We start from the raw sequence: 13061 nt of genomic DNA on the forward strand, positions 1-13061 counted from the left end.
TATTTTTCATTTAAGCTTAAAAGGCAGCATTTAAACCAACAGAGTACTGACGCATGGTTGGGTAACCCACACTCGGACCTATCTCCGGATCAAGTCCCGGGTATTTGGTGATGGTGAACAGATTTTCGGCAGCCATGTAGATCCGCACTTTACTTAACGACCATTTCTGGGTTAAACTTTTTGGCAGGGTATAGCCCAGTTGCACGTTTTTCAGTTTCACGTAGGATGCGTTATACAGGTAGAAATTGCTGGCTACCGCGGCGTTCTGTACATCTGATGTGTTTTTAAGGCGCGGATAATAACCGTGGATATTATTGGCCGGATCTGATGGGTTAGCATCGTTGTAATAATAGTGATTATCGGCCACCAAAGTGCTCACCGCGTTGCCCAAGGAAACAATGGAGTTATTATACCCGATGTCGTTCCAGTAGTAATACATCCCAAAGCTTCCGGCCCATATCATAAAACAGTCGAACCCTTTGTAGGATACATTAAACTGTAAACCGGCATTATATTTTGGTGTGGATGATTTATTGCTGAGCTGGGCGTCATAGCTGTTGCCGTAGATGCCGTCGCCATTGGTATCACCATAAATGAGGTCGCCGTAATAGATCTTGGTTTTACCGATACCATTGGCCGGTTGAAACTGGTACCCGGCAGTCATCATGCTCTGCAGCCAGGCCATATCCTGTGGTGTACGGATCATACCATCTTTAGGGCCGCCGTTCTTATTTACCGAACCATCGGCATTATAATAGCCTCCGTTGCCCTTGTATACCGGGGTTAGATAATATTCATTAATCACATGTCCCTGGATAACCCTGGTGGTACCACCACTGGAAATTTGCCCGATGTTGGATGAATACACGCGGTTTCCGCTGGCATCGGTGGTGTAACCTTCCTGCAGAATGCCTTTGTATTTTTCGACCCGGTTAAAGTTGTAGGCAAAATTACCGGACACGCTATAGCTTAAACCACCGGCCTGGCCACGGTAGCCCAACGTTACCTCGATACCTTTGTTGGATACCTCGGCAATGTTTTGTGTAGCTGCCGTAGCAGTACCTACGGTTAGCGGTATGGTTGGCGTAAATAAGATGCCACTGGTATATTTACGATAGGCATCGATCTCAAAATTCATTTTGCCTTTAAACAAGGTTCCATCCAAACCAATATTGCTGGTAGTTGTGGTTTCCCACTTGAGGTTTTGGTTGGCAAATTTGGTTTGAGCCAGACCAGTTACCGCTGCCCCGTTGTAGGAGTAAGCCGTTGGACTGTAAGTAGCCAGGTAATCATAATTACCCAATGACGCGTTTGAGTTCAGCACGTTATTACCCGTTTGTCCCCAGGAAGCCCTCAGTTTTAAGTTGCCCACATATTCATTTACGTTTTGCATAAAGGGCTCTTCAGAGATTCGCCACCCCGCGGCAAAGGCCGGGAAAAAGCCCCAGCGGTTAGCCGGCGCGAACTTGGAAGATCCATCATACCTGAACACGGCCTCCAACAGGTAGCGTGATTTATAATCATAGTTCAACCGCCCAAAGAACGACCGCAAGGTATAATCATAGGCATCGCCGGTAGCGGCAGTTGGTGTAGTTGCCGAACTTAAGGTAGTAATTGCAGGGTCGATGAGGCCTAATTTGGTGGCGTCGAAATAGTAGTATTTGTATTGATACTGATCATAACCTACCAGAGCGCCCATAGTATGATCTTTGGCAATGGTGGTATTGTAACGTAAAACAGCATCGAGCGTAATGAGGTAATTTTTATTAAAATCATAATAAGTGCTCAATTGCGATGGCGCGGTAGCGGCCTGCTTTAGCGTATTGGTCGAGAAATCCCATTTTTCAAAAGGAATGGAGTACGAATTATTCTCCTCGAAACGGGTCTGGTAATTGAATTTGGTTTCGAGGGTTAAACCCTTGTACAGATCGATGTTGGCAAAAAGCGTGGTATTGATCCTGGATTCCTGGTCGCTACCGCCGGTAGAGGTTAAATAGCTCAGGATGTTATTAGCTGTGGATGATTCTTCGGGAGCCGAAGGGAAACCATATTTACCATTGTAATAAGGATAAACACCCGGCGTGGTTTGCCTTAAAAAGTTAAAAGCAGTGCTGGTACTGGCCAGTCCAAAAGTTTGCAAGGAGGCAAATGTTTGTGTACCTACGGTTAAAAACTTGGTTGGCTTAGTCTGCAAATTCACCCGGAACTGGTATTTGTCTGATCCGGTATTTTGCATAGTGCCCGGGTTACCGGTATACCCTGCCGACAGCAGGAACTGCGTGGTTTCATTCCCTCCGCTGATAGACAGGTTATGATCCTGCAGGATATTATTCTGAAAAATAGCTTTGGCCCAGTTGGTGTTTGGATAGGCGATATAATTGGGTACGCCTATAGAGTTTAACCCGTTCGGATCGGCATCGGCTTTTTGCCATTGGGCTATAGTAGCAGCGGTATAAACCGGTGTTTGACCCAGGTTTTGGTAACCCTCGTTCACCAGCTGCATGTGCCGCACATAATCCGTCACAAATGAAGGCAGGTTGCTTGGATTGGTTTTGGAGGTGATACCCGTATAGGTTACAGTGGTTTTATTTTTGCTCCCTTTTTTGGTAGTTACCAAAATAACACCGTTTGCCGCTAAGGAGCCATATATAGAAGCCGCGGCAGCATCTTTTAATATAGAAATGCTTTCCACATCATCGGGGTTCACGGCATCCAGCGTACCTTGTATACCATCTATGATTACCAAAGCATTATTGTTATTCAAGGTACCCAGGCCCCTGATACGGATAGTAGCGCCATCGGCACCGGGCTTGCCCGAACTTTGCATGACCGATACCCCGGCACTCAAACCCGTTAAAGCAGATGACACGTTGGTTACCGGCCGGTTTTCCAGATCTTTTGCGCCAATGGTAGCTACCGAACCGATGAGGTTAACTTTTTTCTGGGTTCCGTAACCTACAACCACCACATCGTTCAGGCTGGTGCTTTGTTCTGCCAGGATAACATCCAGTACCGACGCGTTACCTGCTGGTTTTTCCTGGGTTATAAAACCGATATAGGAAAACACCAGCGTAGCATTATCAGGCGCGCTGATCGTATAAGTGCCTTTCGCGTCGGTAACCGTACCATTCGCGGTGCCTTTTAATTTAACGCTTACGCCAGGCAGCGTCTCCCCTTTGCTGTCTTTTACAGTACCGGTGATCTTACGCGTTTGAGCGTAGGTACTGCCTATAAACAAAGTAAGTATCATGAGGGTGGCGAGGAGGTTTTTAAAACACTTTACCATGCGCGCACCCTGGCAACTTAATAAGTAAATTTTATCCATCTTAATTCAATAAGTTTTAAGTTTTGTTGGTGTATGATCATTTAAAAAAGGTACGTCTGCACCTATGCTCAGTTCCCGATTACTGACCGGCGGGAATAAAAATGGCATGAAGCCGCGAACCCGGGAGGGCTATTGAAATGTCTTTTCTTTCATAATTTGTTTTAGAGGTTTCAACAAATTTGATGTTATTGACCGCGGAGGAAGGGGTAAAATCCTAAGGAAATGGGGGTAAATTTCTAAATCACCCTATCGATAAGACTTATAAGACACTTATTCATGGAGGATTGTCGGATTAATTTTTAGTAAGTCAGGATCACCAAACAGTAAATAATAGATTATTCCGTTTATAAATTCGCAAACATCTGCGGGGTTCTCTAACTTCGGCCCGTCATCATTCTTTGCTTATTTATCGTGAAAAATCATATCAATAGTGTTTATATTCTTGGGCTCGGAGCAATGGGTAGTATGTACGCGGCCAAACTGCAGGATATTAACCCCAGTCTGGTCAGGATCATCGCCTCGGCCAAACGCATCAAAAGTTATCAGAATTCCGCTATCAAGGTTAACCGGAAGCCCTATCAATTCAATTATGTTCAACCGGGCGACAGTTCCTGCCCTCCTGCCGATCTCATTATCGTTGCAGTAAAAGCGCCTCAGTTAGCGACGGCTATAGATGATCTGAGTGGTTTTATACACGATGATACTATTGTTATTTCATTGCTCAACGGCATATCCAGCGAAGAACAGATAGGCGAAAAGATCGGGATGAAGCACCTGCTTTTTGCTTACGGTGTTGGCATGGATGCTGTTCGGGATGGCAGCCAGGTCACTTATACTAACCCCGGCCGGATAGTTTTCGGCGAAAAAGACAATACCATACTTTCGGCAAGGGTACTGGCCATAAAGGATCTGTTTGAGCAGGCAGCCATACCTCACCACGTACCTGCAGATATGTACAAGGCGCTATGGTTTAAGTTTATGATGAATAGCGGCATTAACCAGGCATCTGCTGTGTTGAAGGCTCCATACGGGCAATTCCAGCAAAATCAACAGGCCCGCAGATTGATGCTGATGGCAGCCGAAGAGGTGATTACCTTATCTCAGCAAATGGGTATTTTTTTGGGTCGGGATGATATAGATGAATTTACCCGGATAGTTGACGGGCTGGGCCCTGAGGGAAAAACCTCCATGCTACAGGATATTGAAGCCGGCCGTAAAAGCGAGGTGGATCTTTTTGCCGGTATGGTTATAGAACTTGGCCGGAAATATCAGGTGCCCACCCCTGTTAACGAAACTTTATATACCATTATCCGTGCTTTGGAAACAAGCAATGGTGTAACGTAGAGATACATCACATGTATCTCCTTTTGACAAAATCTAACATATAAGCTCACCCTTTACAATTGGAGACGCATGTGATGCGTCTCTACATTTTGATAACCTTATTTTAAATTTTGTTTGTGTGAAACTTTTTATACATTTGTTTTAGTGTTATATTAACAATTAATATATCACAACCAGTTATAGCTATTTTATTAACCGTTCTGCCGTTTTGTTTTCAATGTTGTATCATTAAATGATCATCAGAATACATCTGCCAGGCGTTATTATCATATCAATTAAAATAAGTGTTATAAAAACACTAATTATATATGAATAAAACTCAATTAGTGATCGGGGTTGATTATGGATCAGATTCTGTACGCTCCGTTCTTGTAAATACCGCCAATGGACAGGAAATAGCCTCATCGGTATACGAGTATCCGCGCTGGCGCGATGGCCTGTTCTGCGAACCGGGCATCAACCAATTCAGGCAGCATCCGCAGGATTATATTGATGGCCTGGAAGCTACCATAAAAGATTGTATAGTACAGGCTGGAGGTTCCAGCATTGTTAATTCCATAAAAGGCATCTCAGTTGATACAACAGGCTCCACTCCGGTAGCGGTTGATGATTCGGGCACACCGCTGGCTTTAACATCGGGTTTTGAAAATAACCCCAACGCCATGTTTGTGCTTTGGAAAGATCATACGGCCGTTAAAGAAGCGGCCGAGATCAATGCCCACGCAGCCTTGTTTGATATCAATTACCTGCAGTATGTGGGCGGCATCTACTCATCTGAGTGGTTTTGGGCCAAACTGCTGCATGTTTTAAGGGTTGACGAAACCGTGAGGAACGCGACGGCCTCATGGGTGGAGCATTGCGACTGGATCCCCTTCCTGCTCACCGGCGGTACCGATGCTAAAGCCATCAAACGCGGGCGCTGCTCTGCCGGGCATAAAGCCTTATGGGCCGAAGAATTTGATGGTTTGCCACCGGATGAATTCTTCTCTGCACTTGATCCGCTCTTAAAAGGCTTTACGCAAAAACTATATAAAGATACGTATACTGCCGATCAGCCAGCAGGTACGCTAAGCCCTGAATGGGCACAGCGCCTCGGCTTGTCAACCGAAGTTGTAGTAGGTACCGGTGCTTTTGACGCGCATATGGGGGCGGTAGGCGGACAAATTGAGCCTTATTATTTAAGCAAGGTAATGGGTACATCCACGTGCGATATCCTGGTTGCCCCAACCGCCAACATGCAAGGCAAATTGGTGCGCGGTATATGCGGACAGGTAAATGGTTCGGTTATTCCGGGCATGGTGGGCTTAGAAGCGGGGCAATCTGCCTTTGGCGACACTTATGCCTGGTTTAAAAGCATCATTTCATGGCCAATTAACCACCTGTTATCCAAATCAACAACAATTGATGAGGATACAGCCAGGGCACTAAAAGCGGAGTTAAGCGATCTGATCATACCTGAACTGAGCGCACAGGCCGCTTTGATCCCGGTTGATGAGCCTAATGAATTGGCTGTGGACTGGCTTAACGGGCGCCGTACACCCGATGCCAACCAGGAACTGAAAGGGGCCATAACCGGTTTGAGTTTGGGAAGCAACGCTCCCCGTATTTTTCGCAGCCTGGTAGAAGCTACCTGTTTTGGCGCCAAGAGTATTGTAGACAGGTTTGTTGCCGAGGGTATCCCGGTTAAAGGAATTATAGGTATCGGCGGGGTGGCCAAAAAATCACCCTTTGTGATGCAGATGATGGCCGATGTACTGGGCATGCCTATCCGTATCCATCAATTTAAACACACCTGTGCCCTCGGTGCGGCTATGTTTGCAGCGGTAGTGGCTGGCATATACCCCACGGTTGAAGAAGCCATGACGGCAATGGGAGGCGGTTTTAATGAGGAATACAACCCCAACGCCGGCCTCACCGCAATTTATAACAAACGCTATGAGCAGTATCAGCATCTCGGGGAGTTTGTAGCCGGGCAAACAGGTAAAACCATAGCAGCCGAACTTCAAAACAGTTAACTACATGAGTAAGTATCAACATATTAAACAAACGGCTTACGAGGCTAATATGCAACTACCAAAACTTGGGCTGGTACTGTTCACATTTGGTAACGTAAGCGCGGCCGATAGAGATTCGGGCGTCTTCGCCATCAAACCCAGTGGCGTACCGTACGATGAGCTAACGCCCGAGAAAATGGTGATTGTTGATTTTGATGGCCATACAATAGAGGGCGATCTGCGTCCATCATCGGATACCAAAACACACGCCGTTTTGTATAAATATTGGGCGGGCATCAACGGCATTGTGCACACGCATTCCACCTACGCCACTGCCTGGGCGCAAGCGCAACGCTGTATCCCTATTTTCGGCACAACCCATGCGGATCACCTGACTACCGACGTCCCCTGCGCACCACCAATGAATGACCAAATGATAACCGGCGATTATGAATACCAAACAGGTCTACAAATTGTCGATTATTTCAAGGAGAACAATCTGGATTACAAGGAGGTTGAGATGATATTGGTGGGTAATCATGCACCCTTTACCTGGGGTAAAACAGCTGATAAGGCGGTTTACAATAGCGCTGTTCTGGAGGCTGTCGCGCACATGGCCCATTTAACAGAACAAATAGACAATTATGCTCCCCGTTTAAAAGATTCGCTCATCAAAAAACACTACGAACGCAAACACGGGCCCGATTCTTATTACGGTCAATGATACAATCCATGAAATTACCTTGTTTAATCCTATTTGCTGCAGGCGTTCTACTATGCATCCAAACATCTGCCCAAATAAAAATAGCCACCACACCACCCATGGGCTGGAATAGTTATAACTGTTTTGGCTCGGCCGTTCACGAAGATGAGGTTAAGGCCAATACCGATTATATGGCCCAATACTTAAAACCATATGGCTGGCAATATATCGTAGTCGATTTTTTATGGTCGTATGATAACCCTCCGGGCAGTAACATTGGCAATCCTTTTCAAAAACGGCTGGAAGATGGTTCATACATCCCCTGGTTAACTATGGACAAATGGGGGCGCTTAACACCACAGCCCAACAAATTCCCATCGGCGTTGGGGGGCAACGGCTTTAAACCACTTGCCGATTATGTGCACGCCAGGGGTTTAAAATTTGGCATCCATGTCATGCGCGGTATCCCACGGCAGGCGGTATGGGCAAAATCTCCGGTAAAAGGCATTAATGGTGTCACGGCGAATATGATAGCAGATACCAATTCCAAATGCCCCTGGATGAACCATATGTACGGCCTCGACATGAAAAAGCCAGGGGCGCAGGAATACCTGAATTCGCTATTAGAGTTATATGCTTCATGGGGTGTAGATTTTATTAAGGTTGACGACCTCTCGCGGCCATACAGCGCGGCCGAAGTAGAAGGCTACAAAAAAGCGATCGACCAATGTGGCAGACCCATCGTTTTAAGCCTGTCACCTGGCGAAACACCGCTTAACCAGGCTGCCCATGCCACCCAATATGCCAATATGTGGCGCATGGCCGACGACTTTTGGGATAACTGGAAAGAAGTGCTGCACATGTTTGATTATGCCAAAAGTTGGGAAGGCGTAGGCGGCCGTGGCCACTGGCCCGATTGTGATATGATACAGATAGGTAAACTATCCAAACGCGGCCCGGTTGGTGTTGAGCGATATAGCCGTTTTACCGAAGATGAGCTATATACGCATATGACTTTCTGGAGCATATACCGTTCGCCCCTGATGCTGGGCGGCAACCTTCCTGAAAACCGCGAACTGGAACTGAAGCTATTTACCAACGATGAAGTACTTGCCGCCAACCAGACAGGAGAAAACCCGAGGCAATTGTATAAAAAAGATGGCGCAATGGTTTGGTACTCGCATGTACAAGGTAGCAAAGACCTGTATGTAGCCTTATTCAACGTCGGGGATGATCTAAAATCAATATCTGTAGATTTTGCTTCGTTGGGGCTAAAGGGCAAAATAAAGGTGCGCAACCTATGGAAGAAGCAAGATCTCGGGCAGTACAAAGCAAACTACCAGCAAAGTATCAATGCACACGGGGCAGCCTTATTCAGATTATCACCTGATATCAAATAATTAAAAAAGTCGTGAATCACTAATTCACTAAATCAATAATTCAATAATTAAAAAATGATCGACCTGAAAACATTTGAAGTTTGGTTCATTACCGGGAGCCAGGATCTGTACGGAGAAGAAACACTAAGGCTGGTTGCCGAACATTCGCAACAAATCACCGCCGGGCTCGACAGCTCGGGTAAAATCCCCGTACGCGTGGTTTATAAACCCATAGTAAAAAGTACCGACGAAATATATACCACGCTGCGGCAGGCAAATGTAGCCGAAAATTGCATAGGCGTTATCACCTGGATGCACACTTTCTCTCCTGCTAAGATGTGGATACGGGGGTTAAGTATCTTGAAAAAACCGCTATTACACCTGCATACTCAATACAACCGCGATATCCCATGGAGTTCTATCGACATGGATTTCATGAACCTGAACCAAAGCGCCCATGGCGACCGGGAATTTGGTTTTATAGTATCGCGGATGCGCATGAATCGCAAGGTAGTAGTTGGGCATTGGCAGGACCCAGAAGTTTTAGAGCAGATAGAAACCTGGACACGCGCGGCCGCTGGCTGGCACGACTGGCAGGGAGCAAAATTTGTTCGCTTTGGTGATAACATGCGTTTTGTTGCAGTTACCGACGGTGACAAGGTAGAAGCCGAACTAAAATTTGGTTTCTCGGTAAATACGTATGGTATTGGCGACCTGGTAGCGGTGATTAACTCGATAACGGAAGCTGATATCAAAACGCTGACAGATGAGTACGAAGCTACATACACAATGGATGCTTCGCTCAAAAAAGGAGGCCAGAAATATGCATCAGTTTATGAGGCGGCAAGGATAGAATTAGGCTTGCGCAAGTTTCTGACCGACGGCAGCTTTAAAGGCTTTTCAGACACCTTTGAAGACCTGCATGGTATGATACAATTACCGGGCATTGCCGCCCAGCGCCTGATGGCCGATGGCTATGGCTTTGCAGGCGAAGGCGACTGGAAAACCGCTGCCCTGGTACGTGCTTTTAAAATAATGGGAGCCGGACTAAAAGGCGGCAACGCTTTTATGGAGGACTATACCTATCATTTCGATCCAAACAACGCGCTGGTACTGGGCTCACATATGTTGGAGGTTGATGCCTCTTTAGCCAATGGTAAAGTAGCATTGGAGGTTCATCCACTGGGTATAGGCGGTAAAGCCGATCCGGCAAGGCTGGTATTTAATGTAGCCGGTGGCTCTGCGCTTAACGCTGCCCTGGTTGATATGGGAAACCGTTTCCGTTTACTTATTAATGAAGTAGAAGCTGTAGAGCCAGAGCACGATTTACCTAAGTTACCTGTTGCCCGGGTGTTATGGAAGCCCTATCCGGATATGAAAACAGGCTGCGCTGCCTGGATCTATGCCGGCGGAGCTCACCATACCGCCTACAGCCAGAATTTAACGGCTGAGCATCTGCAGGATTTTGCTGATATGGCAGGTATCGAATTTTTACGCATCGGAAAAGATACCCGTATAGACCAGTTTCGCAATGAGATCAGGTGGAACGAGGTAGCCTATAAATAAATTATCCCCTATTAAAAACTGATCTGGCGGCTATTGATGGGTAATAAGCCGCCGGATCTTTATATCAACCCCCAATTAAAATTCAAACCAAATTATGAGTAAATTCTCCACTATTGATTATATCGTATTCATCATCTACTTTTTTGTAGTTGCCGGATATGGTTACTGGGTATACAGCCGTAAGAAAAAAACCAGTATTTCCGGCAGTCACGATTTCTTTTTGGCAGAAGGTTCCCTTACCTGGTGGGCTATCGGGGCATCGTTGATAGCCTCTAACATTTCGGCAGAGCAATTCATTGGCGCCAGCGGTCAGGGCTTTACCGTGGGTATTGCTGTAGCCGCGTATGAGTGGATAGCTGCCATCGCGCTTATTATTGTAGCGGTGTGGTTTATCCCGGTATATCTCAAAAACAAGATATTCACGATGCCTCAGTTCCTGGAAACCCGGTATAATCAATCGGTGAGTTTAATCATGGCTATTTTCTGGCTGTTTTTATATGTTTTTGTCAACCTTACTTCCATCCTGTTCCTGGGCGCATTAGCCATTAACAGTTTAGCAGGCGGCGATCCTGCTACTTTTCACTGGATCATCATCGGACTTTCTATTTTCGCGCTGGTTATTGCCTTGGGCGGTATGAAGGTTATCGGTTTTACCGATGTGATACAGGTTTTGGTACTGGTGATCGGTGGACTGGCTACAACTTACATCGCCTTAACACTGGTAAGTGAACGTTTTGGCTTGGGGAAAGATGCCTTAGCAGGTTTTACCGCCATGCTCAAGGACTCGCCCGAGCATTTTAAAATGATACTGGCCAAACCGGGGCCGAATGCATCTCAGGCCGATATCGATAAATACCTGCTACTACCAGGTATTGCCATGTATTTTGCAGGACAGTGGATAGTGAATTTAAATTACTGGGGTTGCAATCAGTATATCACTCAAAGGGCTTTAGGTTCTGATCTGAAAACCGCCCGCACGGGCATCCTGTTTGCAGGTTTAATGAAACTGGCTATGCCTATCATTGTGATCCTGCCGGGTATAGCAGCCTATGTTTTATACAAGAATGGTGGCTTACACCATGAGATGAATTCAGGCGGACATTTAAATGCCGATAATGCTTACTCGGCAGTATTGGGCTTTTTGCCTAGTGGTTTAAAGGGGCTTTCCATAGCGGCTTTAACCGCGGCCATTGTAGCCTCGTTGGCAGGTAAGGCCAACAGTATATCCACCATTTTTACGATGGATATCTACAAAAAATACATCAAAAAAGATGCTGACGAAAAAAGTATGGTTAGGATGGGCAAGATCATTATTGCTCTGGCGATGTTACTATCCGTTCTGTTAACATGGAAGGACCTGTTAGGCATTGGCGGCGAAGGCGGGTTCACTTTCATTCAAAAATATACCGGCTTTATCAGCCCGGGGATATTTGCCATATTCATATTGGGATTTTTCTGGAAACGAACCACCGGTCCGGCGGCTATCGTAGGTATCATCACCGGCTTTCTGATGTCGGTGTTGTTTAATAACTATGCGCCGAAATTGTTTGGGCACGAAACCTGGCTTTACACCGCCTTCCCGAACGGTCATGGGGGTTATGAAATCCCCTTCCTCATTTGTATGGGCCTGTCATTCCTGTTTACCGTTATTGCCATAGTTATGGTAAGCTTCGCCGGACCTAAGATTAATCCCAAAGCCTTTGTGTTAGATAAAACCATGTTTAAGATTGAGTCTTCCACATTGGCGCTCATCATAGTTACCTTATTGCTGCTAACCACACTTTATGTGAGGTTCTGGTAAATACAAAACCGATCAACTAATATCTCATCATTAAGAGCCCTGGTACAATATTTGTATCGGGGTTTTTATATTCGGAATCTAAAATCGTTTAATCCTATTTCTTTTGATAAACTCTTACGTAATCCACCTCAAAGCGGCGGGGAAACTTTGTTTGGGATGGATCGCCACCATTATCACCACCCAATGCCAGGTTAAGCAAAATATAATGCGGCTGCATAAAAGGGTTAAAATTACTGCCGTCGCGATTTATCAGATCCTTGAGTTCAACCTGGTTCATTAACTGATCATCTACAAATAAACTGATCGCGTTTTCGTCCCAGTCCATACGCCAGATATGAAATTTCCGGCTCCAGTTTTTGTCAAAGCTTGTGAGCGGTTTTGTATTTCTATACCATTTGGCTTTAAAAGGCTCAGCCGTTCCAAAGCCTATATTAGCCAGGAGTTTACCACGGTAATATTCCATAATATCGATCTCACCATTGGAAGGCCAGGGCTTATCTATACCCAATGTCCAAAAGGCGGGCCATATCCCGGCATCAACATTAATCCTCGCTCGCATTACAAAACGCCCATATTGCCAGCTGTGCTGCGCGCGTGTATTCATGCTTGAGGAGGTGTATTCTATAAACCCCCGATTGGTCTTCCAGTTATCGCTTCCAGCTACATAGCCGGGAGCAGGCAAATGCTCTTTTTTAGCTTCTATCACCAATAAGCCATGATGGCAAACCGCATTTTGGGGCTGATACCATTGCAGCTCATGATTGCGCACAAAGCCCTGCTCAAATTTCCAGTTGGTGGTATCCGGCGCGCCTTCCTTATTAAATTCATCAGCCCATACCAGTTTATAGTTACCAACGGTATCCGCTTGTTTAATCTGACATTTGCCTGCAAGACTACCGCCTGCAAGAAACGCTATCAAAACAATCAGGGGATTTTTCATTGGTATTAT

Annotated in this window: 8 protein-coding genes; 6 read left to right on the forward strand and 2 right to left on the reverse strand. The window is 45.9% G+C overall.

Going from position 1 to position 13061, the window contains the following annotated elements; all coding sequences use genetic code 11:
- Positions 1-16: 16 nt before the first annotated feature.
- On the reverse strand, positions 17-3325 hold the full coding sequence (locus tag ACTJKG_RS07335) for a SusC/RagA family TonB-linked outer membrane protein (RefSeq protein WP_440738798.1): 3309 nt from the start codon (positions 3323-3325) through the stop codon (positions 17-19).
- Positions 3326-3736: 411 nt separating this feature from the next.
- Between ACTJKG_RS07335 and ACTJKG_RS07340 the strand changes: the two genes are divergently transcribed.
- The 6 genes from ACTJKG_RS07340 (at position 3737) to ACTJKG_RS07365 (ending at position 12112) form a co-directional block, all read left to right on the forward strand.
- On the forward strand, positions 3737-4669 hold the full coding sequence (locus ACTJKG_RS07340; RefSeq protein WP_216650429.1) for a ketopantoate reductase family protein: 933 nt from the start codon (positions 3737-3739) through the stop codon (positions 4667-4669).
- A 308-nt stretch (positions 4670-4977) separates the two neighbouring features.
- Positions 4978-6684: a ribulokinase gene (locus tag ACTJKG_RS07345; RefSeq protein WP_440738799.1), complete on the forward strand. Its 1707-nt coding sequence runs from the start codon at positions 4978-4980 to the stop codon at positions 6682-6684.
- A 4-nt stretch (positions 6685-6688) separates the two neighbouring features.
- Positions 6689-7387 (forward strand): L-ribulose-5-phosphate 4-epimerase, encoded by a 699-nt coding sequence (locus tag ACTJKG_RS07350; protein ID WP_172332990.1) that lies wholly within the window; start codon positions 6689-6691, stop codon positions 7385-7387.
- A gap of 8 nt (positions 7388-7395) precedes the next feature.
- Complete coding sequence (locus ACTJKG_RS07355) at positions 7396-8766, forward strand: glycoside hydrolase family 27 protein (protein WP_440738800.1); 1371 nt, start codon at positions 7396-7398, stop codon at positions 8764-8766.
- 54 nt (positions 8767-8820) lie between these two features.
- Positions 8821-10311, forward strand: a complete 1491-nt coding sequence (gene araA, locus ACTJKG_RS07360; protein ID WP_440738801.1) for an L-arabinose isomerase — start codon at positions 8821-8823, stop codon at positions 10309-10311.
- A 94-nt stretch (positions 10312-10405) separates the two neighbouring features.
- Entirely contained in the window at positions 10406-12112 is a 1707-nt protein-coding gene (locus ACTJKG_RS07365) for a sodium:solute symporter family transporter (RefSeq protein WP_172332987.1), read from the forward strand.
- A gap of 94 nt (positions 12113-12206) precedes the next feature.
- Here the strand turns inward: ACTJKG_RS07365 and ACTJKG_RS07370 are convergent, their stop codons facing one another.
- The gene (locus tag ACTJKG_RS07370) at positions 12207-13052 is read right to left on the reverse strand and encodes a glycoside hydrolase family 16 protein (RefSeq protein ID WP_440738802.1); all 846 of its coding nucleotides are present in this window, start codon (positions 13050-13052) and stop codon (positions 12207-12209) included.
- Between the last annotated feature and the right edge of the window lie 9 nt (positions 13053-13061).

This window comes from Mucilaginibacter sp. 22184, assembly GCF_052045695.1.
Classification (GTDB): Bacteria; Bacteroidota; Bacteroidia; order Sphingobacteriales; family Sphingobacteriaceae; genus Mucilaginibacter.